Here is a 22668-nt window from a genome sequence, read left to right as displayed (position 1 = left end):
GCCGGAAAGTCGTCTGTAATCAGCGAACCGGAGGTGCGTATTGGAGGCCACCTTTGTTCCACAGCGCATTTTGGCCGCGTTTGATTTTCAGCTCACTACCCATACCGACGTTACGGTCGAAGCTTTCGCCGTAGTTACCCACTTGTTTGACGATTTTAACTACCCAATCGTTAGGAACTTTCAAATCTTTGCCGTAGTTACCTTCTTGACCTAGCAGATGCGCCATATCCGGTGTGCTTGGTTTGGCCGCCAGAGCTTCGACGTTTTTCGACGTTACCCCCATTTCTTCGGCATTCAGCATGGCAAAGAGTGTCCAGCGAACGATAGCAAACCAGTCTTCATCGCCACGACGCACCACCGGCCCCAGTGGTTCTTTAGAGATAACTTCGGGTAAGACGATAAATTCGTCTGGTTTACCTAACTTAATACGTAATGCGTACAACTGGGATTGGTCGGAAGCCAATGTGTCACAGCGGCCGGAGTCCAGCGCTTTGGCACTTTCATCGGAACGGTCAAAGGTGACTGGGGTGTATTGCATTTTGTTGGCTTTAAAGTAGTCAGCAACGTTTAACTCAGTGTCGGTACCGGCTTGAATACAAACAGTGGCACCATCCAACTCTTTAGCACTTTTCAGCCCAGCTTTATTGTGGGTCAGGAAGCCGATACCGTCATAATAGTTCACACCAGTAAACAACATGCCCATGCCCGCATCACGAGATGAGGTCCAGGTGGTGTTGCGCGACAGAATATCCACTTCACCAGATTGCAGGGCGGTGAAACGCTCTTTCGCTGTCAGCGGAGTGTATTTTACTTTTTCTGCATCACCGAAAATGGCGGCTGCTACACCACGACAGACGTCAACATCAAGACCTGAGAATTTGCCACTAGCATCTGCATAAGAGAAGCCCGGTAACCCATCACTGATACCACATTGCACAAAACCTTTTTTCTTCACCGCATCCAAAGTAGTGCCCGCATGGGCTTGACCCGCTAATGCCACTAATGAGGCGGCAGCAACCAGCGTTGAAATCATTATTTTCTTCATGAAAGCGTCCTGTGAGGCAAAGTCGAGCCTATTTTAATTTTGTGGCGCACGAGTGATGCACCGTCGCTGTCTGTTGGCGTGTAGCCAGTTTGGTATTAGCAAATGGGATGCCAGAGTTGCATTTCATTGATCATCTTAGTCATTACTCAGAGTTAACTCTTTGTAGGTAAATTCCGACAGGGTGAGATGCACTTTAATGGCGCATTTGAGGGGGTATTGATGCTTTTTAGTGCAGAAAATTCTTATTTTCTTAGCGTGTCTGCAGTGAGGGCTTTAACAGGGGTTTACCGCCTGTGTTGGGTCAATCGAATAACATAAAAAGCGGCATATACAGGTGAAATTCGGATTTTTTACATCGCGAATCCGTTATCTAATTCCTTTGGGAGTGTTTTCGGCTAAACACATTAGATAAAAGGATAGGGATTATGCTTCATTATTTAACGGTCTTGATATTTGGATTGCCGTGGTTGCTTAGCAATAGTTGCCTGGCACAAGCGGATGTTGAATCAACAAAATGCAGCGATACGGATTTTTCTCATGTTTTATCTTGCTATAAAGATCAATTGGCAACCAAGCCACTTATCTACAATTTATTGAGCCAAGAGAATCTGCCTGGGCTGGAATGGCGTCGCTATCAATTAACTTCTCAATACTGGACACCTGAGGATTTAGTTTCTCCCGCAGCCTGGCAGCATGAAGTAGAAGTCTTTATCCCTGAGGGGAGCACTTCGACGCAAGGGCTGGTGGTCATTAATAATGGTATCAATCATGGAACTGAGACAGTTCCAGCCTCTGGCCCGACGGATTTTTCCATCGAAACATTGCAAAATATTGCCCGCTCAACCAATACCCCGGTGATAGCGATTAGCACTATTCCCAATCAGTATCTTGAATATCAACAAGATGGTACGCCACGGAAGGAGGATTACAGTGTTGCCCGGAGTTGGAGCTTATTTATGGCGGCACCAGAAGAGCGTTCTACATTACCATTGCATATACCCATGACTGCGGCGGTTTCTCAGGTCATGACCATGGTACAGCACGCTTTACCGGAAAAATCTTTAGACAGTTTTGTTGTCACCGGGTTATCCAAACGCGGCTGGACAACCTGGCTTACGGCCATTACTGACTCACGTGTGAGTGCGATTGCGCCCTTTGTTATTGATCTTCTGAATACCCGCATTGGGTTAGAACATATGTATCAATCTTACGGTGGTAACTGGCCAATAGCCTTTGCCCCCTATTATCAGGACGAAATTGATAAAAAACTGGAGACACCCGGTTTTACTAAACTGATGCAGATTATCGATCCCTTACAGTATTTGGACACGGAGTATCAGGCTCGGCTCAGTATTCCGAAATACATTATCAATGCCAGTGGTGATGATTTTTACGTGCCTGATAATACAGATTTTTATTATGACAAATTACCCGGCGTCAAAGTACTGCGGGTGGCACCTAATTCCAGTCACTATGGCATTACTGCTTTCAGCGAGCAGTCGCTGATTACCTTTGTTAAACGCCTGCACCAATCCACGTCAATGCCGCAAATCAATGCCAGTATTGGGATGAAAGATAAGATACAAACATTGACGGTGCAGTTGTCCGAGGCACCAGAGAAAGCCGTGCTATGGGTTGCGGTAAATCCTGATGCCCGTGATTTTCGCTATGCCTGTGGTGTGCGATATACCGAATTTCCTTTGGCAATAACCCCGGAGAAGACCATTGAGGTGGCGCTCACTGCACCAACCACCGGTTGGCAAGCCACTTTTATTGAAGCGACATTTGATGATGGTTTTGTTGCCACGACGCCGGTTTATGTCTTACCGAAAGAGAGTTATCCCAGCACCGCACCACCGACCATTGGGGCTGCATGCAAAACCTTGCCGGGGCGTAAGCCCATTGCCATAGAAAATACGCCGAGTGCTGTGGAGATGAATATGTCGTCATAGGAAAGTTATACCGGGCGGATTTAGGGTATAAAAAAACCCGGCATAGACCGGGTTTTTATCATGCTTTCTACTTAATAGAGTGACGGCTCACCCGCAGGACGAGTTTTGAAGCGGCGATGTAACCAAAGATATTGCTCTGGTGCTCGCATGATCTCTTTTTCAATCACTTTATTCATATAACGGGCGGCGGCTATTTCATCGTCGATTGGATAATCTTCTAACGCCGGTTGAATCAGCAGGTCATAACCGCTGCCATCTGTTTTGCGCAGTAATACTAATGGCAGTAATGCCGGTTTCGCCAAGCGCGCCAACATAAAGGTGCCGCTGGTGGTGGCGGCTTGATTAACCGCAAACAGTGGCGCAAAAACGCTGCCTCGTGGGCCGTAATCTTGATCCGGAGCGAACCATACCGCTTCACCTTTTTTCAAGGCTTGTACCATGCCACGGAGGTCTTTGCGGTCTAGCATTGCTTTATTGGATCGCATGCGGCCCCACGTCTGTACCAACTCCATCACTTTATTATTGTGTGGGCGGTACATTGCCATCATCGGCTGACATTGACCCATCACGCGGCCACCCAGTTCCAGCGACATAAAATGCACGCCAATCACCAAGACACCGCGGTTGCCTTCTTGTGCCTTTTTCAGGTTATTCAAACCGGAGACTGTAAACCAGCGTTTGACTCGTGCATCCGGCCAGAACCATGCCATGCCGGTTTCCAGCAACCCCATGCCCAGGGATTCAAAATTACCAACGATAGTGCGCTCAAGGGTATTTTTGTCCATATCTGGGAAGCAAAGTTCCAGATTACGTCGGGCGATAGAAACACGACGTTTGAGAAAACGCATTGAGGTGCGCCCAAGCCAAATCCCCAATTTGTTTAGTACCGGGTAGGGCAGTTGGACTAGCAGAAACAAGACACCAAGACCAAACCAAGTTAGCCAATAGCGCGGGTGAAGTAGGGAAATATGGAACTTCTGCGGCTTTATCATATGAACTCTATCGTTATGCGTTAAGTGCGAGCCTGTAACGCATATGGAAATAACTCGATAGCGATACATATCTTCAGACACCGTTGGTCGATTATCGTTTTCGTAGAAACGACAATTGACGCAATATTTACATTAAAAGCGGGGGTCGCGTAGTGAATGGTCACAAAAGGTGGGTGATCGATAAGCGAGGCTAGCTTTCGTTGCATTATACCATAACCGGAGTTAATGAAAGAAAAAATCAACACCGCGCCACGATAGCAGCGCGGTATTTTTACTCTTCTCTCTGCTAGCGGATTACCAAAAGCCCAGTACTTTCCACCAGGCACTACCAATAATCAACCAGATAGGGATGACGACCAGACTGATTAAGAAGCCGATTTTCCACCAGGTTGCCAGCGGAATAAAATTACAACCGAACAGAATTGGCGCTGGGCCGCCAGAATAATGGGTGGTTGCCATATACAAGTTACTGAACATACCAAAGACCAATACTGTCAGCATTGGTGGAGCACCTGCGGCGATAGCAATAGATACAAAAATTGCATACATAGCGCTGATATGGGCAATGGCGCTGGCCATCATATAGTGGCTGTAATAGTACGCCAGCAGCAAAATACCCATCATCGGTATCCAGTTCATGCCCTGTACTGAACCGGCAATCGATGATCCAAACCAGCTAATAAAGCCCAATTTATTCAGTTGACTAGCTAGAGTGAGGAGCACCGCAAACCAAATCACCGTGTGCCATGCTTCTTTCTCGGCAATCACATCATCCCACACCAGTGCGCCGCTTAATAACAAGATGGCCAAGCCAATAAAAGCGGTCATGGTGGCATCAATATTCAGCGCTGAACCGCACACCCATAAGGTCACCAGCCCGATGAAGACGGATAATACGATCCACTCATTGCGGCTCATCGGCCCCATTTCTTTTAATTTTACGATTGCCAGTGCGCGCATCTCCGGTGTTTTCTTTAATTCCGGTGGATAGAAGCGGTACAACAGCAGCGGGATTACCGCCAAAGAAATTAAACCGGGAACAATGGCGGCCATTGCCCAACTGGTCCAGGTAATAGTAATGCCCATCTCACCGGCCAGCTTGGCAATCATTGGGTTACCGGCCATCGAGGTCAGGAACATTGCGCAGGTAATGGCGTTGCACTGGAAGATACATTGCACCAGAAAAGCCCCGATTTTACGCTCGGTTCCTCGGTCGGGTGTTGACTCATAAGCTTCAGATATTGAACGGAACAATGGGGTGATGATGCCACCACAACGTGCTGATGTAGATGGCATGGCGGGGGCAAACAGTAAATCAGTCAGCACTAAACCATAAGCCAGGCCTAGTGAACTATGGCCAAGTTTACGGATAAATAGATAGCCGACTCGGCGACCGAAACCCGTTTTGATAAACCCGCGTGAGATAAAGAAGGCACACGCGATCATCCAGATTGTGGGGTCAGCGAAGCCGACTAACACTTCTTTGATGCTCAACAGGCCGGTTGCTGCCACTACCGTCAGGCTGAATATGGCCATTGCACCCAGTGGATATGGCGATAGGATCAGGCCAATAACCGTCGCCGCAAAGACCGCCATGAGGTGCCAGGCGCGCGGATCGACAGATTCCGGTACCGGACTAAACCAGATACCTATCCCAATAAATAGGATGAGTAGCATTCTTCCTATACGTGTTTTGAATATCGACATGATTATTTACCCTGATGTTATTTTATGTACAGTGCTAATCATCGCCAGTAAAAAGAAGTTGATAATTCAATTATTAAGGCTGTGATTATATGAAGTAACTGTATCGGCAAAATAACGTAATCATTTTGATCAAAGTCATTCTTATATTCTAAGGAGTGTGGACGCGGAGCGGGAGTATATATTGTTCTGAACAGAGTAATTCAGACAAATTTTATCGATTACTTTACTTTTTTAATTATATTTGGCGGGATTTTATCTGTTGAAACAACATAATTTCGCATTAATAGACGAGATGGTAAGACAATTTAGATAATGATTAGGATAAATCTTGTATATTACGTATGCTAATGAGAAATAATACATAACGCATGAATTCAGTGTAGTGAATGTATTAGTTTTGAGTCGGAAATACTTAATACCATTATCGATAGGTTTATATTCTAAATAACAAAAACCCGCACGAATGCGGGTTGTTTTTTGGAATAATTTCACTGCTCAGGGCTATCACCTTCATCGCTATCGTAAATTACTCCGGTATACCCTGTACCCTTGAAGATTTAGCTATATTTGCTGTAACTCCAATGAGTTGGGTATGTATTATTGACTCTTACAGAGCAATAACATTTACCGCTGATGGGCCTTTAGCGCCGTTCTCGATAGAGAACTCCACTTTTTGGCCTTCATCCAGGGTTTTGAAATCATTGCTCTGGATGGCAGAGAAGTGAACGAACACATCTTTGCTGCCGTCAGCAGGAGTGATGAAACCGAAACCTTTATCAGCGTTAAACCATTTTACTAAACCAGTCATTTTATTAGACATAGAGATACTTCCTTCAATTATTATTTAATTGCCGCCATAGGCGAGCGAATAGGCTTGGGCACAACTTATGGGGCACTTAGAAGGAATTTCACGGAGAAGAGGTATCTGTCTGATAGCACTAATACGGGGAACTGCTTTACTAAAACTGCTTGGTCATAAATGTTACTGTCAACCGGTACTGCTTTGTTACTTGGGAGCGGCTGCTCTGCTCGGGCCTGGCCGTCATCGCTGTCGGCAGCCTGCTCCCCGAATCATACTGTATTAATTACAGTGCGATTACGTTTACCGCTGATGGGCCTTTAGCGCCGTTCTCGATAGAGAACTCCACTTTTTGACCTTCATCCAGGGTTTTGAAATCATTGCTCTGGATGGCAGAGAAGTGAACGAACACATCTTTACTGCCGTCAGCAGGAGTGATGAAACCGAAACCTTTATCAGCGTTAAACCATTTTACTAAACCAGTCATTTTATTAGACATAGAGATACTTCCTTCAATTATTATTTAATTGCCGCCATAGGCGAGCGAATAGGCTTGGGCACAACTTATGGGGCACTTAGAAGGAATTTCACGGAGAAGAGGTATCTGTCTGATAGCACTAATACGGGGAACTGCTTTACTAAAACTGCTTGGCATAAATGTTACTGTCAACCGGTACTGCTTTGTTACTTGGGGAGCGGCTGCTCTGCTCGGGCCTGGCCGTCATCGCTGTCGGCAGCCTGCTCCCCGAATCATACTGTATTAATTACAGTGCGATTACGTTTACCGCTGATGGGCCTTTAGCGCCGTTCTCAATAGAGAACTCCACTTTTTGACCTTCATCCAGGGTTTTGAAATCATTGCTCTGGATGGCAGAGAAGTGAACGAACACATCTTTGCTGCCATCAGCAGGAGTGATGAAACCGAAACCTTTACCAGCGTCAAACCATTTTACTAAACCAGTCATTTTATTAGACATAGAGATACTTCCTTCAATTATTTTTGCCACAATTGTGTAGCGAACGTGGTCTGTCTTTCAGAGGATAACTTACTTGGGCACTTAGGAGGAGACTCACGGAGAAGGGATATCTATAGGGATAACGCTTGAACTGAGGACTGCTTTACTAAAACTGCTTTCATAAGGTCTGTGTTCCAAACCGATGAAGCTATTTAACCACAACACATTCCTCGTGGCAACCTAATATTTGACTATCATAACTAACATCAATGGTTTTTTCATCTGCTTGGTGACGGTAATTATTGATTTTAATGTGACTAAACAGCTAATTACGCCGATAAAAACCAGTGATGAATTTTAGTCACTTTAGGTGTTTGGTCGTTAGATGCCGGAGGTGTTACTCCCCCCGGCATTTGAATTTAGCGAGGAGAAACAGTAACGGTACCGCTGCGATCACTAGCAATGATAACGCGTTGACCAGCACTGAAGCGGGTTGGTCCCTGCGCCTGAACGACAACGATACTGCTACCATCATCCCGACGAATTTCCAATTGCACACCTTCACTACGGTTCATTGCGCTCTGCACACCTTGACCGGCCATACCACCGGCAACCGCACCACCGGCTGTTGCCAGACTATTACCACGGCCACCGCCGATGGTATTACCTAAGAACCCACCGACCACTGCACCACCAATGGCTCCGGCTACGTTATTTTCACTGCCACCCTGAATAGTCACTGGGCGTGCAGAAACGATAGTGCCATAGGTCACTGTTTGTACTTGCCGTGCCTGAGAGGCAGTGAAAGTATCACCAGATGCCGTTCTGTTGTTGGCACATCCACTTAATACGGTAGCCGCGAGCGCTACAGCAATAATCAGTTTATTCATATTTAACCCCTATGTTTAGCACAAGTCAGATGTTGGTGATGCTCCAGCCATACTCCTCTTATTTGATGTCGCAGTGGTGTTGACTGTTTTTACTTATACGCCAACTACATTGAGTATAGATAGTTGTTAGTTATGACTATAGCGTGAGAATGATTCATTTGAAGAGATAATATTAAGCAGATGTAATATAGGCGAGTTCCAAGTTTCTTTTCGTGCTAACGTCAATGCTAATTATGGCTCTCTATCGCTTCAGGAATGTTGTCTTGTTACGCTCGATTCTCACTACTAAAATTTTTCGCCTCGACCTTGGTCGCCTAATTCTCATTTTGGCTGTGATGAGTGCTTTTGTGACACTGGCGAATAGTTTTTATGCCAGTTATCGGGTACAGCGGCAGCTACTGATTGATAACACCTTAGAAGCTAACCGTGTCTATGCCACTAAGCTGGCGTCCAGCACCGAAATTTTCCTGAAAAGTGCCCAAAGGCAGCTTCATTACAGCAGCGTGATTGCGGCACGGCATTTTGACGATCAGGCAATTCTGCAAGCCGAAACTGCGCGGTTAAAATACCAAACTGACAGCTTCAACTCGGTGGTCGTGACGGATGCTCATGGCATTGTTCGCGCCACATCACCCGATAGCCTCCAGTTATTGGGTCATACCCTGACGTCCCCTGGTTCAGTAGAAGCGCTCAAATTGCGTCGCCCGATAATCAGCCGACCTTACATGTCAGCGACTAATAATCTGGTTATCAATATTTCGACACCAATTATCACGCCGGATGGGCACTATCACGGTTATATCGGTGGCACCATTTATTTGCGTAAGCAAAGTATTTTAAATGAGTTACTGGGTGAGCATTATTATCGCGATGGTTCTTACATCATAGTGCTCAACAATGAACGGCGCATTCTGTATCACCGCAATACGAATCGTGTCGGGGAGATACTGGAATCTAGCCCCCTTACCGAGATGGCGAAAACTGCCACTAACGGCAGTTTGATGGTGACGAACACGGATGGCGAATCTATGCTGGCGGGTTATGCCATCGTTGAGCCATCAGGCTGGCAAATCATTACGCTACGACCAGAAGCCGCAACTTTAAAACCCCTGGAAGGACTTATGCTGAAGGGGTTGGGCCATATCACGCCGCTGGCATTACTCACATTGATAGGGGTTTGGTTATTATCACGGCTGATTGCCCGTCCATTATGGTTGCTTGCAGGCAGTGCTAACGACATGGACAAACCCGATATTGCTAGCAGTATCAAAGAAATACCTTCATGGTATTTCGAGTCCACACAGCTGCAACGGGCGCTATTGATTGGTATCAGCCTGCTGCAAAAGAAAATTGGCAAACTCAAGTTTGAAGCACAAACCGACCCTATGACTGGGCTGTATAACCGACGTGGGCTGGCCACGACACTTGAGCCAATCTCACAATTGGAACAGCACTTCTCGGTTATTGCGCTGGATATTGACCATTTTAAAGCGATTAATGACACTTATGGCCATGATGTTGGTGATGAGGTTATCAAGCAGTTGGCGGTACAAATCCGTGAAAGCTCTCGTGATACCGATATCCTGTGCCGTAGCGGTGGGGAAGAGTTCCTGATGTTACTGCCGGGCACCACACCTGATGTGGCGATACAAGTTGCTCATCGGCTACGCCATAATGTAGAAATGATGGTGATACCAAACATTCGACCTATTACTATTTCATTGGGTGTGGCGTATTGGAGTGGCGATGGGATACCAGAAGATGCACTGAAGCGGGCGGATGAGGCTTTATATCGCGCGAAAGATCAGGGTCGTAATCGGGTGGAGATTGGCTAATAAAAAAGGCGCGCTCCGTGTGGAGTACGCCTTTTTAAACAACACTTTAACTGACTAGTATCAGTTCATGCCGTATTTTTTCAATTTCTTACGCAGCGTGCCACGGTTGATGCCCATCATCAGGGCAGCACGGGTTTGGTTGCCACGGGTGTATTGCATCACCATGTCCAACAATGGCTGTTCAACTTCAGCCAGTACCAACTCATACAGGTCACTCACATCCTGACCATTCAGTTGAGCAAAATAGTTCTTCAGTGCTTGTTTAACCGAGTCACGCAAAGGCTTTTGAGTCACCTGATCTTGTGAATTTACGGTTGCAACGGTCAGTACGTCAGAATTTACGCGTTGTTCGAACATAGTTCTGTCAGCTCTTTTTTCTGTTTACGCAAGATTTTCGAAATATGCCTCCAACGCCTCCAGCTGTTCGCTGGCATCCTCAATGGCGTTGAATGTGCGCCGAAACTGGTCGTTAGGGGCGTGCTCCTGGAGATACCAAGAGACGTGCTTACGTGCAATACGAAATCCCTTGCCTGGACCATAAAAGTCGTGCAATTCCCGTATATGCCCATTTAACAAGCGCTGCACTTCGCCAAGTGGCATCGGTGGCAACAACTCCCCAGTGTCCAGGTAATGCTGGATTTCCCGGAAGATCCAAGGTCTTCCCTGAGCAGCACGTCCTATCATTAGGGCATCAGCCCCAGTGTAGTCTAGCACCGCTCTGGCTTTATGCGGGTCAGTGATGTCCCCATTCGCGATAACGGGAATGGAGACAATCTGCTTAACTGCCCGAATGCTGTCGTATTCCGCCTCACCATTAAACAGGCAAGAACGGGTTCGGCCATGAATTGTCAGGGCTTGTATACCACAGCTTTCAGCCAGTTGGGCAATTTCTATACAATTACGGTGTTCTGGCGACCAACCAGTCCGGATCTTCAACGTTACCGGCACATCTACCGCATTAACCACTGCGGAGAGGATCTGTTTGACCAGATCAGGATGCTGCAATAATGCCGATCCTGCCAGTTTGCGGTTCACTTTCTTGGCCGGACATCCCATATTGATGTCAATGATCTGGGCACCATTCGCCACATTAATTCTGGCGGCTGCTGCCATATCATCCGGGTCGTTACCGGCAATTTGCACGGTACGAATTCCAGGCTCATCACTATGAACCATGCGCAAACGCGACTTATCCGTCCGCCATACCTCTGGATTAGAGGAGAGCATTTCAGATACAGCCATCCCAGCCCCCATGCCATGACATAGCGCTCTGAAGGGGCGGTCTGTGATACCCGCCATCGGGGCGGCAATCAGGCAATTTGTAAGCTGGAAGTGTCCAATACGCATAGACAAAGAATGACCACACTGTGTCCGTAAGGGCGCGTATATTACGCATTTTTGCGCCCAGATGAAAGGCCAAACTTTGACCAATTGATGAAAAAAGAGCAATAAATAACGGACTAATCTTGGTTAATTAATTATTTATTTATATATAACATAATGTTAGTGCTGATTGGTTAATTTGTGCGCTTTAGTATTTTCTATTAAACAACATAATTATTGACTGCGGACATAGCATAATATCGGTTGAAAGTGCTGATTTATTCATCAAATCAAAGATAAAGCGCAGATATAAATGAGTCAGACATCTCATTTCGGTTAAAAATAGTGCCTGACGGATTGCGAGTGGGTGCAGAGAAATGCTAGCTGTTTCTCACCGATTGAGTGAACCTCGATACTGAGGCTCACTCAATCGGTGAATGACATTGCAAATAGCTTTCGATGTAATAATTTGCTAGCGAAGTATTATTTTTTGATGCCGGTGATACGGCACCACTCTTCTTTCTCGGCCACAGGGTCTAGGGTGAATTTATCCTCATAGGCCTGTGCTACGCCAGCCGCTTGTGTCGCCAGCACGCCTGACAGCCCAAGATAGCCGCCAGCAACCGGCAGGACACTGATCAGCGGTGCCAATTCCCGTAGTGGGCCAGCCAGAATATTAGCCACCACCACATCAGCAGATAAATCTGCTGGCTGGTCTTTTGATAGATACAGCTCCAAACGCTCTGAAACGCCATTACGCTGCGCGTTATCTCGACTGGCTTGGATAGCCTGCGGATCGATATCGATGCCAATAGCGCGCGTTGCACCGAGTTTTAGCGCCGCAATTGCCAGGATGCCAGAGCCACAACCGAAGTCGATGACGGTTTTACCTGCCAGGTCTAGACTATCAAGCCATTGCAAGCACAATGCCGTGGTTGGATGGGTACCGGTACCAAAGGCCAAACCTGGGTCTAGCATCACGTTCACGGCAGTTGGGTCGGGCACATCACGCCAGCTTGGGCAGATCCACAGACGCTCACCAAAACGCATTGGATGGAAGTTATCCATCCATTCGCGTTCCCAATCTTTATCTTCCAACTGCTCAATTTTGTGAATAAAGCCTTTACCGAGTTGTGGATTGTATTCCAGCATGGCAACCACTTCAGCCATGTTGGTCTCGGCATCATACAGGCCAATGACATCAGTATCGCCCCACAGGCGGGTTTCCCCCGGCAAAGGTTCAAACACCGGGTTATCGTGGGTATCTTGAAAAGTGACTGAAACTGCACCACTTTCCACCAGCGCATCGCCAAGGGATTCGGCTTGATTACCGCTGGTATTTAACTTGAGTTGGATCCAAGGCATAGCAATTCTCTCAAGGCCCCGTTTAGCCTAAGGCGATCAATGGGGCCATTTAAATTAGTTTTTAATCAGCGCTGGCCACTACGGGCTGGCGTGTTTTTGCTCGGTCACCAAACTGGTTGCCGATGTAAAACGCCAGCAGATTCAGTACCAGCGATGGCACTATCGGGTGCAGACCGGCTATCTTAATATCGAAACTGGCCAGTACTGTATAGCATACCGCACCGACAATCATTGAGCTAAGAGCACCGTGGGCATTGGCGCGCTCCCAGTACAACCCTAGCACCAATGGCCAAAGGAATACCGCTTCAAGGCCACCAAAGGCCAATAGATTCAGCCAGATAATCATCTCTGGTGGCCGCCAAGCAGCAAGCAGCAGTAATAGCCCAAGGATCAGTGTCGACATGCTGGAAATGCGCGTCAGCTTGCGTTCATTCTTCAGCTCTTGTGGTCTGAGATTGAGGTATAAATCTTTCACAATAGTGGCGGATGATTGCAGCAGTTGGGCATTAATGGTCGACATAATCGCCGCCATGGGAGCCGCCAGAAAGATCCCAGCAGCAAAAGGCGGCAGCACGGTGATCATCAGTGTTGGGATCACCTGATCCGGGATCTTTAGGTCCGGTAAGATTGCCCGGCCCAGCGCTCCAGCCAAATGCATACCGAACATCAGAATGGCGACCACTATGGTGCCAATAATAATGCCACGATGCACCGCTTTGCTATCACGATATGAAATACAACGCACCGCAGTATGTGGCAAGCCAATGACCCCAAAGCAGACCAGGATCCAGAAAGAGGCCATAAATGGCAGGTCGAGGATCTGATCGCCTCCTTGCGCAGAGACCAGAGCGGGATCAATATGCTGCAAAGTCTCAACCGCTTTATGTAACCCGCCCGCGGTATGGATAACCGCCACTAACAGTAAAATGGTGCCGACCAACATCACCAGCCCTTGTAGGGCATCGTTGAGCACACTGGCTCGGAAGCCACCAAAAGAGGTATATAGCGCGATACTGATTCCGAAGATCAATAAGCCGGTGTCGTAAGGGATCCCGGCAGCAGTTTCCAGTAAGCGGGCGCCACCGATAAACTGTACTGTCATGGCTCCGACAAATGCCACCAGTAAGCTGAGGCTGGCCAACCATACCAATAAGCGGCTCTGATAGCGGGCATACAGCATATCGTTGAGGGTTACGGCATTATAACGGCGTGCCAGAATGGCAAACTTCTTACCTAACACGCCTAGCGATAACCAGACCGCGGGCAACTGAATCATCGCCAGCAATACCCAGCCCAACCCATACTTGTAGGCAGCACCCGGCCCACCGATAAATGAACTGGCGCTGATATAAGTCGCGGTCAGGGTCATTGCCAGTACGAATCCCCCCATCGAGCGGTTGCCGATAAAGTACTCGTTGAGAAAATTCCCGGTTTGGCGGCGGGTATAAGCATAAACAGACAGGCCAAATACCATGACCAGATAACCCACGAGCGGCAGGATGACATCAGTTTGCATTGTCATCCTCCAATGAAATATCGCGAAATATCACGCGTACCATCAAGTAGCACAGCACAATAAACAGCAGTGGCAGTGCAATACAAGCGGCTTCAAACCAGGCGGGCAGGCCGCTTAACCCAGGAGTATTGCCCGGCAAATAGGCCATTATTATCCAGCCCACCAGATATGCCAGTGTTAAACCAAAGGCCCAGCGTGCTTCTTTGTTTGCCTGTAGGAACCTTGTGTCCATTTTTCCCCTTCTTATTTGGCTTTGCAGCGGTGTTAGCTGCATCTATTGAAACGCCAGCTACGTCAATCAAAAGAAAATTAAACAAATGAAAAGAAAAAGGCCGGTAATTTACCGGCCTTGGCATGAAAGACGCAATATCAGGTTTCTTGTAACCCGAGTTTTTTCTCCAGATAGTGGATATTGGTTCCACCGTGCTGGAAGTTTTCGTCATTCATGATGCGTTGCTGCAACTCAACGTTGGTTTTGATGCCGTCGATAATGAGTTCTGCCAGCGCATTTTTCATGCGGGCAATAGCCACATCACGGTTTTCACCATAAGTGATTAGCTTGCCAATCATGGAGTCATAATACGGCGGTACAGTATATCCGGCGTAAATATGAGACTCCCAACGCACACCAAAACCGCCCGGCGCGTGGAAACGGGTAATTTTACCCGGACTTGGCAGGAAAGTATTTGGGTCTTCGGCGTTGATACGGCATTCCACTGCGTGGCCGTGAACTTTCACTTCATCTTGTTTGATGGAGAGAGGTTGGCCAGCCGCAATACGTAGCTGTTCTTTGATTAAGTCGACCCCGGTGATCATTTCGGTAACCGGGTGCTCAACCTGAATACGGGTGTTCATTTCGATGAAATAGAACTCGCCGTTTTCATACAGGAACTCGAAAGTCCCTGCGCCACGATAGCCGATTTCCACACAGGCTTTCGCACAGCGATCACCGATATAACGGCGCATTTCGCTGGTGATACCGGGTGCGGGTGCCTCTTCAACCACTTTCTGGTGACGGCGCTGCATAGAACAGTCGCGCTCCGCCAGATAGATAGCATTACCCTGACCATCAGCCAAAATTTGAATTTCGATATGGCGTGGATTTTCAAGGTATTTTTCCATATAAACCATGTCGTTATTGAAAGCCGCTTTGGCTTCCGCACGCGTCATGTTGATGGATTGCTCAAGATCTTTATCGTGACGAACCACACGCATACCACGACCACCACCACCGCCAGATGCCTTGATAATGACCGGATAACCGATTCGTTTGGCAAAAGCTTTGTTTTTGGTTGTATCGTCGCTCAGTGGGCCGTCAGAACCAGGTACACAAGGTACACCGGCTTTCTTCATCGCGCTGATAGCCGAAACTTTATCACCCATTAGGCGAATGGTTTCGGCGCGTGGCCCGATAAAGATGAAACCTGAACGTTCTACCTGTTCGGCAAAATCAGCATTTTCGGACAGGAAACCATAGCCGGGGTGAATAGCCACCGCGCCGGTGATCTCAGCAGCAGAAATGATTGCCGGGATATTCAGATAACTTTTAACAGAAGGCGCGGGACCAATACAGACAGTCTCGTCAGCCAATAACACGTGTTTAAGATCACGATCCGCTGTGGAGTGAACTGCCACAGTTTTGATCCCCAGCTCTTTACAAGCTCGCAGGATACGCAGCGCAATCTCACCGCGGTTAGCGATTACGATTTTATCAAGCATGGAACGCCTCGTTACTCGATGACGACAAGAGGCTCGTCGAATTCAACCGGTTGACCGTTTTCAACCAGAATGGCTTTTACAGTACCGGATTTATCTGCTTCGATTTGGTTCATCATTTTCATCGCTTCAACGATGCAAAGAGTGTCGCCAGCAGAAACTTTCTGACCTACTTCAATGAAGGCTTTAGCATCAGGGCTCGGGGTACGGTAGAAAGTACCGACCATTGGGGAGCGCACGATATGGCCACTAATGGCTGCAGGTGCTGCGGCTTCAGCAGCAGGTGCTGGAGCTACAGCGGCGGCCAAAGCGGGTTGCTGCGGTGCAGCAAAAGCATATGGCTGTTGCATCATTGGGTAGTTTGGTGCGGCGGGAGCACGACTGATACGTACTGACTCTTCGCCTTCTGAGATTTCCAGCTCTGAAATACCGGACTCTTCAACCAGTTCGATCAGTTTCTTAATCTTACGAATATCCATGAGTGTGATTCCGTACTCTTTATGTGTTGCAATTATACCCATCATACTTCGAGTTGCATGTGTGTTGACTGCCTTCGTTCATCCCAATCACTTACTGCCATTGACCTTAAAATCAATAAGCTCACGGGGATTCACTCAGCTGCCGCCTTCCCACAACTCGAATTATTTCGGGTCTAGTTGGATTGTGACAAGCGATTTACCGCTGCCTGTAAAGCAAAATTGTAGCCATCTGCGCCAAGTCCGCAGATTACGCCAACTGCAATATCAGAGAGATATGAATGATGACGGAATGACTCCCGAGCATGCACGTTAGATAAGTGGATCTCGATAAACGGGATCTCCACACCTAACAATGCATCACGCAGTGCTACGCTGGTGTGCGTAAACGCCGCCGGGTTGATCAGGATAAAATCGATATTACCCCGAGCCTGGTGAATCCTATCGATCAGCGCATGTTCTGCATTTGACTGCAAATGGGACAGCACCACATCCATTCCCTGAGCCTGAGTCTCTAACTGGCTGACAATATCAGTCAACGTAGTGTAACCGTACTTTTCCGGTTCACGTGTCCCAAGCAGATTCAAGTTAGGGCCATTCAGAAGCAAAATGTGAAACTTATCCGACATTGTGCTGGTATCTCCGGCAATTAGTACATCATCGTAAAAAATAACCTGATGTCACCGATTTGTCACCTTTTTACGACGATTTTGATACTGTGATCGGCACTAAGGTCGAGCATTATAATGATATCGTAGCAATTAGCAGCTAAATACTGGTCTTATCAGCGAAGATATTCAATAGAAAAGAATACGAATTGTGCGTTAACTACCTAATTATGTCCTCCGTACTTGGTGCTGCACGGAGGTTAACTGTGTTCGCTGACTCGAATAACTGACGTTCGCCGATAATACCGAGAACTTTGGCTATAGAACGGGAAGAACGTGGATAAGTGCCGACTTTTAGCGGCACCATTGCCGAAATTTTTTATAACGTAGTGCCAATAATATGGCTGCTGCCACGGCGTAAATAATGGGTAAGGGTGACAGAGTTTTCACCGACCAAAGATAATGAATCGGCGCGAGAATGGCGACAACATACACCAAATTATGCAGCTTTTGCCAGTTGGCTCCCATTTTTCGTTGTGCCCACAAGGTGGATGTCACGGCCAGTGACAGTAACAATAACCAACTAGTGATGCCCAATGTCAGGTAGGGGCGGGTGACCAATTCGCGGCCCAATAGGCCAATATTGCTCAGCCCTAACTCCAGTACCGAATAACTAACCAGATGCAATGTTCCCCAGGCAAAACACCATAATCCCAAGAGCCGGCGACAGCGGATCAACAGCGGCTGTTTGCCATAGCGGGCTAGTGGCGTAACCACAAGGGTTGCCAATAATAGTTTAAGGGTCATACGACCAGTAAAGTGCTGAATGTCTTTGGCGGGATCGGCACTGAACCAGCCTTGATCCACAGATAACACCAACCACAGAAAAGGCAGGGAAGCTGCCAACCAGATAGCGACTTTTAGCCATTTAACTTGCTGCAAGCTAAGCCGCATTAGAAATTCTCCCGTAGATCCAAGCCACGATAAAGGGAGGCGACTTGATCGGCATAACCATTAAACAACAGGGTCGGTTGGCGCTGCACATCAAGGATACCGCCGGAGCCGATAAAGCGTTCAGTCGCCTGGGACCAGCGCGGGTGGTTCACATGTGGATTCACATTGGCATAAAAACCATACTCGTCGGGCGCACTTAGGTTCCAGGTGGTCGGGGGCTGTTCATGGGTCAGGCGAATATGGACGATAGATTTTATTCCTTTAAAGCCATATTTCCACGGTGTGATAAGCCGTAGCGGCGCACCATTTTGGGGGGGAAGAGCCTTGCCATAGACACCGAGGGTCATAAAGGCCAACGGATGCATGGCCTCGTCCAGTCGTAGCCCCTCTACATAAGGGTATTTCAGACCACCACCGATAAAGCGGTCTTCTTGCCCTGGCATCTGATCTGGAGCATAAAGTGTTTGAAACGCGACGTAGCGAGCATTACTGGTCGGTTCAACCAGTTTTAGCAATTTCCCCAACTCGAACCCAATCCACGGTACCACCATTGACCAAGCTTCTACGCAGCGCATGCGATAGATGCGTTCCTCCAGAGGAAAGCGCTTTATCAGGTCATCAATATCGAGGGTCATCGGTTTCGCAACGTCGCCGTCGATTTTTATCTGCCAGCCTTCGGTTTTCAGCGTACCGGCATTGGCAGCAGGGTCGGCTTTATCCAGGCCGAATTCATAGAAGTTATTGTATCCGGTGACTTTATCTTCCGGTGTCATCGCCAAATCTGGGTGGTAAACCGTTGATTTGGTGAAATCCAGAGGCTTGCCCGATGGGGCTTTGGGGCGGTCATTACCTTTAAACCATGCTAACAAATCGGCTTGTGCAGATGTCGGTAGCGCGAGCGACGCAGCAGTAATGCCGAGGGCTTGCAATACCTTGCGGCGCTGATAAAAAATGCTCTCAGGAGTCACATCAGCTTCAGTCAGTTTGCGCGGCACATTATAAGTGCTGGAAGCGTTGCTCTTGGGATTGAATAAAAACTTGCTCATAACATTACTCCGTCAGGCTGGAGAGCCACTTTTGATAGTAATAATCATGGCGGGTTATGAGAATAAGTGCGAGTAAACAAAGGAAAATATCATATTTCTGATTGTTGCCAGATGAAACAGGGGGTTTCATTCCCTGTTTATTGATTAGATTATCAGCGTACTTTAACCAACGTTCTACCGGTAACATCGTTTGCCAGTAAGCGCTCGGCAATAGCGGGTGCATCTGCCAATGTGATGGAGTGCGATGCTTGATGATAGAAGCTTTCAGGTAGAATCTTCTGTAGCCGTTGCCAGGCTTGCAGGCGCCTTTGTTGTGGTGTCATGACTGAATCCACACCTTGCAAGCGCACATTACGCAGAATAAATGGCATAACGGTAGTGGGTAGCGTATAGCCGCCCGCCAGGCCACAAGCGGCAACTGTACTGTTGTAATTCATTTGCGCCAGGATTTTAGCCAGCATTTTGTCACCCACAGTATCTATTGCGCCAGCCCACAGCTGTTTCTCCAGGGGACGTGAAGCATCAAGATAATCATTACGGGATAACACTCGGTGAGCACCCAGACTTTTCAGGTATTCGCTGTTACTGTCACGGCCAGAAATAGCCGCAATTTTATAACCCAGTGCTGAAAGTAAGGCAATCGCGGTGCTCCCCACCCCCCCGCTGGCCCCACTCACGACCACTTCACCGCTTTCTGGTGTCACGCCACCTTCTTCCAATGCCATGACGCACAACATCGCCGTGAAGCCAGCCGTGCCAATAATCATCGCTTTGCGAGGTTCTAGCCCTTCGGGCATAGGTACCAGCCAGTCGCCATTCACTCGGGCCTGTTCCGCCAAACCGCCCCAATGGTTTTCGCCGACTCCCCAGCCAGTCAGCAACACGGATTGACCAACATGGAAACGCGGATCTTCGCTGCAGTGGACAGTGCCCGCAAAATCAATACCTGGGACCATAGGGAATTCGCGAATAATTTTCCCTTTCCCCGTGATGGCCAGTGCATCTTTATAATTCAGGCTAGACCAATTGACATCAACGGTGACATTACCGGCAGGGAGTTGTGACGGCGATATTTCACGCACTTCTGCGGTAGTACGACCTTCAGTTTGCTCAAGAACCAGCGCTCGCATGTAGTACTCCAAAAATTCAAAAGAAGTATGAGTTAAGAGTGAGCCAATATAGCGACAACATCAACCTTCTAGTCTGATCAAAAACAAAAATCAGGCTATTGATCCTGACCCTGACTATCCTTGAAGAAGAGTTAACCAAACTTCAGGGAAAAAGGCTGAGTTATTACGTTTTTGTCGCATTATGAAGTAAAAAATCAGTATTATGGTGCCTTTCTGTCATATAGTGTTTTCCTCGAGGGAACTGAGGCATGTTTTTCACTTAATTGCGCTTCGCAAGGCTAAGGGATGCGATTTACAACCAAATTATCTGTGTTTATGACACTGCTGGTCGTCGTGGCTATGTGTCTGGTGTTACTGGGTAGCACTGCGAGCTTCTTCTATCTATGTCAGAAAAAAATGGAGCATCGCCTCCAAGGTATTGTGACTGCTTATGATCAGTCATTGCTGCAGCAACCTGCTGATAAAGAACGTGAATGGTTGCCTTTCATGATGCGGGCTCTGGGTGTGTTGGAGGTCAGCATCCAGAATGAAAACAGCACGCTTTATCATCTTAAGCTCCCCGCTATTTATGCACCATGGAATAGCCAAAGCCGTTACCGTAATCTGGCTGTCCCGATGCTGCATCAACCGGGAGCCTCAATGCATTTCACCTATATCGACCCCTTAAGCAGTTATGCTCGTTCCCTGTATGCCGCGGCTATTTTGTCATTGGTGGTCATGGTGATCGCGATGACACTGTTATTAAGTTTCCGTTGGCTGCGTGAACAAACTGCAGGCCAAGAGAAGCTTGAGTGGCGAGCGAAACGAATCCTTAATGGCGAGCGTGAACATGCCATTCGTAGCGAAGGCCATGAATGGCCACCTTGTGCCAGCCGTGCCATTGACCATCTATTGGCAGAATTAATCGAAGTGAGGGAAGAGCGTAATCGTGTTGATACATTGATACGGACTTTTGCCGCCCAAGATGCCAAAACTGGCTTCAGTAACCGCCAGTTTTTTGATAATCAATTGACGACTCAAATGGAAGAACCGGGAGCTCACGGCGTCGTGATGATGGTACAGCTACCTGATTTTGATGGTTTAATTGAGACTGATGACCATCAGCAGGTGCAAGAATTGATGCATTCGCTAATTAACCTGCTTTCTACATTTGTTGCCCGTCATCCCTCAGCATTGTTAGCCCGTTATCATCATAGTGATATCGCTATATTACTCCCGCATAAAACGCTTAAAGATGCCGATGTCATGGCGGCTCAACTGGTGCATGCCGTGGGGTCACTGCCCGACCCCCATGTAATTGATCGTGAGTCATTACTGCATATTGGCATTGTGGCTTATCGCAGCGGCGATTCAGCTGATGAGATTATGGATAATGCTGGACAAGCGACCAAAAATGCGGCGATGTATGGGGGGAATGGCTGGTATGTCTACGATACTCAAGTATCAGAAAAAGGACGCGGTAGCGTCAAGTGGCGCACTTTACTGGAACAGACTCTGGCTAACGGTGGCCCTAGGCTTTATCAGAAACCGGTCGTGACGGTTGACGGAAAAATTCACCATCGTGAAATCATCAGCCGTATATATGATGGTGAACAAGAGCTACGAGCGGCTGAATTTATACCACTGGTGCAATTGTTCGGTTTGGGCGAACGTTACGATCGTCAAAAAATTGATCGGATAATTCCTTTATTAGCTTTATGGCCGGACGAAACTCTGGCATTTTCTATCTGCGTTGCTTCATTATTGCAACGTCCTTTCCAGCGCTGGCTGCGGGATACACTGCTACAGTGTAGAAAATCTGATAGAGAGCGAATTATCTTTGAACTTGCAGAGGCAGATGTGTGTCAATATATCAGCCAAATCCGCCCGATGATGCGTTTGCTACTCGGTGTAGGCTGCAAAGTTATGGTGTCACAGGCCGGATTGACGGTGGTAAGCACCTCATATATTAAGTCCCTACGGGTTGAAATGATCAAGCTTCATCCGGGATTGGTAAGAAGTATTAATTTACGTTACGAAAATCAGTTGTTTGTCGATAGTCTGACCGGTGCTTGTGCAGGAACCCATGCGAAAGTTTTCGCCGCAGAAGTTCTGACCCGTGAAGAATGGCAAACTCTGAAAGAGAAAGGTGTTTACGGTGGTCAAGGCAATTTTTTTGCTCCGCCAACGCTTTTACACCCTGGAAAGAAAAAATATTCGTATTAGGGCCATGTTTAGCCTGATCGTTGAGCAAAAATTAACGTAGAATGTGTCAGTCATTTCCGTAAATCGTTGGTGGGCGCTTACTTCCGACGAGAATCAGGTTAAATGTTAGATTTTATGTGCTGTGTTACGCCGGTCGTTGCGCAGAACCCGTGT

The 22668-nt window shown here is 47.6% G+C and carries 21 protein-coding genes; 3 read left to right on the top strand and 18 right to left on the bottom strand.

Annotated features, from left to right (window positions below):
- Window positions 1–19: 19 nt before the first annotated feature.
- A complete protein-coding gene (locus tag DJ58_RS10945) occupies window positions 20–1045 on the bottom strand; it encodes an amino acid ABC transporter substrate-binding protein (RefSeq protein ID WP_004711177.1) in 1026 nt (341 codons plus the stop codon).
- A gap of 425 nt (window positions 1046–1470) precedes the next feature.
- Between DJ58_RS10945 and DJ58_RS10950 the strand changes: the two genes are divergently transcribed.
- Window positions 1471–2997, top strand: coding sequence for a PhoPQ-activated pathogenicity-related family protein (locus DJ58_RS10950; protein ID WP_004711176.1), 1527 nt, complete (start codon window positions 1471–1473; stop codon window positions 2995–2997).
- A gap of 71 nt (window positions 2998–3068) precedes the next feature.
- Here the strand turns inward: DJ58_RS10950 and lpxP are convergent, their stop codons facing one another.
- The 6 genes from lpxP to DJ58_RS10980 form a co-directional block, all read right to left on the bottom strand.
- Complete coding sequence (gene lpxP / locus DJ58_RS10955; protein ID WP_004711175.1) at window positions 3069–3989, bottom strand: kdo(2)-lipid IV(A) palmitoleoyltransferase; 921 nt, start codon at window positions 3987–3989, stop codon at window positions 3069–3071.
- A 294-nt stretch (window positions 3990–4283) separates the two neighbouring features.
- Window positions 4284–5696 (bottom strand): anion permease, encoded by a 1413-nt coding sequence (locus DJ58_RS10960; protein ID WP_032911618.1) that lies wholly within the window; start codon window positions 5694–5696, stop codon window positions 4284–4286.
- 607 nt (window positions 5697–6303) lie between these two features.
- Window positions 6304–6516, bottom strand: coding sequence for a cold shock protein CspG (gene cspG, locus DJ58_RS10965; protein ID WP_005163087.1), 213 nt, complete (start codon window positions 6514–6516; stop codon window positions 6304–6306).
- Window positions 6517–6781: 265 nt separating this feature from the next.
- Window positions 6782–6994: a cold shock protein CspG gene (gene cspG / locus DJ58_RS10970; RefSeq protein ID WP_005163087.1), complete on the bottom strand. Its 213-nt coding sequence runs from the start codon at window positions 6992–6994 to the stop codon at window positions 6782–6784.
- A 265-nt stretch (window positions 6995–7259) separates the two neighbouring features.
- A complete protein-coding gene (gene cspE, locus DJ58_RS10975; protein ID WP_005174354.1) occupies window positions 7260–7472 on the bottom strand; it encodes a transcription antiterminator/RNA stability regulator CspE in 213 nt (70 codons plus the stop codon).
- Between the two features lie 398 nt (window positions 7473–7870).
- Entirely contained in the window at window positions 7871–8341 is a 471-nt protein-coding gene (locus DJ58_RS10980) for an outer membrane lipoprotein (protein ID WP_004711037.1), read from the bottom strand.
- A 275-nt stretch (window positions 8342–8616) separates the two neighbouring features.
- On the opposite strand from DJ58_RS10980, the gene DJ58_RS10985 reads away from it, so the two are divergent.
- Window positions 8617–10176, top strand: coding sequence for a sensor domain-containing diguanylate cyclase (locus DJ58_RS10985; RefSeq protein ID WP_050413908.1), 1560 nt, complete (start codon window positions 8617–8619; stop codon window positions 10174–10176).
- Window positions 10177–10236: 60 nt separating this feature from the next.
- Here DJ58_RS10985 and fis read toward each other — a convergent pair whose 3' ends face one another.
- The 11 genes from fis to acuI form a co-directional block, all read right to left on the bottom strand.
- Window positions 10237–10533 carry a DNA-binding transcriptional regulator Fis gene (gene fis / locus DJ58_RS10990; protein ID WP_002210061.1) on the bottom strand — a complete coding sequence of 99 codons (297 nt, stop codon included), beginning with the start codon at window positions 10531–10533 and terminating at the stop codon, window positions 10237–10239.
- Window positions 10534–10557: 24 nt separating this feature from the next.
- Window positions 10558–11523: a tRNA dihydrouridine synthase DusB gene (gene dusB / locus DJ58_RS10995; RefSeq protein ID WP_032911567.1), complete on the bottom strand. Its 966-nt coding sequence runs from the start codon at window positions 11521–11523 to the stop codon at window positions 10558–10560.
- A 459-nt stretch (window positions 11524–11982) separates the two neighbouring features.
- Window positions 11983–12864 carry a 50S ribosomal protein L11 methyltransferase gene (gene prmA / locus DJ58_RS11000; RefSeq protein ID WP_004711031.1) on the bottom strand — a complete coding sequence of 294 codons (882 nt, stop codon included), beginning with the start codon at window positions 12862–12864 and terminating at the stop codon, window positions 11983–11985.
- A gap of 61 nt (window positions 12865–12925) precedes the next feature.
- Entirely contained in the window at window positions 12926–14380 is a 1455-nt protein-coding gene (panF, locus tag DJ58_RS11005) for a sodium/pantothenate symporter (protein WP_032911566.1), read from the bottom strand.
- On the bottom strand, window positions 14370–14612 hold the full coding sequence (locus DJ58_RS11010) for a YhdT family protein (protein WP_032911565.1): 243 nt from the start codon (window positions 14610–14612) through the stop codon (window positions 14370–14372). Before DJ58_RS11010 ends, panF begins: the two co-directional genes overlap by 11 nt.
- A gap of 137 nt (window positions 14613–14749) precedes the next feature.
- Window positions 14750–16099: an acetyl-CoA carboxylase biotin carboxylase subunit gene (gene accC, locus DJ58_RS11015; protein ID WP_004711027.1), complete on the bottom strand. Its 1350-nt coding sequence runs from the start codon at window positions 16097–16099 to the stop codon at window positions 14750–14752.
- Between the two features lie 11 nt (window positions 16100–16110).
- Entirely contained in the window at window positions 16111–16575 is a 465-nt protein-coding gene (accB, locus tag DJ58_RS11020) for an acetyl-CoA carboxylase biotin carboxyl carrier protein (RefSeq protein WP_004711025.1), read from the bottom strand.
- A gap of 173 nt (window positions 16576–16748) precedes the next feature.
- Entirely contained in the window at window positions 16749–17201 is a 453-nt protein-coding gene (gene aroQ / locus DJ58_RS11025) for a type II 3-dehydroquinate dehydratase (RefSeq protein ID WP_004711023.1), read from the bottom strand.
- Between the two features lie 333 nt (window positions 17202–17534).
- Entirely contained in the window at window positions 17535–18134 is a 600-nt protein-coding gene (msrQ, locus tag DJ58_RS11030) for a protein-methionine-sulfoxide reductase heme-binding subunit MsrQ (protein WP_032911564.1), read from the bottom strand.
- Complete coding sequence (msrP, locus tag DJ58_RS11035) at window positions 18134–19180, bottom strand: protein-methionine-sulfoxide reductase catalytic subunit MsrP (RefSeq protein ID WP_004711021.1); 1047 nt, start codon at window positions 19178–19180, stop codon at window positions 18134–18136. Before msrP ends, msrQ begins: the two co-directional genes overlap by 1 nt.
- A 152-nt stretch (window positions 19181–19332) precedes the next feature.
- A complete protein-coding gene (gene acuI, locus DJ58_RS11040) occupies window positions 19333–20310 on the bottom strand; it encodes an acrylyl-CoA reductase (NADPH) (RefSeq protein WP_004711018.1) in 978 nt (325 codons plus the stop codon).
- A gap of 285 nt (window positions 20311–20595) precedes the next feature.
- Here acuI and csrD point away from each other — a divergent pair, with 285 nt between their 5' ends.
- Complete coding sequence (csrD, locus tag DJ58_RS11045) at window positions 20596–22515, top strand: RNase E specificity factor CsrD (protein WP_032911563.1); 1920 nt, start codon at window positions 20596–20598, stop codon at window positions 22513–22515.
- Window positions 22516–22668: the final 153 nt, after the last annotated feature.

The organism is Yersinia frederiksenii ATCC 33641, assembly GCF_000754805.1.
Lineage (GTDB): Bacteria > Pseudomonadota > Gammaproteobacteria > Enterobacterales > Enterobacteriaceae > Yersinia > Yersinia frederiksenii.
The sequence above is the reverse complement of the archived record's forward strand: the minus strand, read 5'-3'. Positions and strand labels throughout refer to the sequence as shown.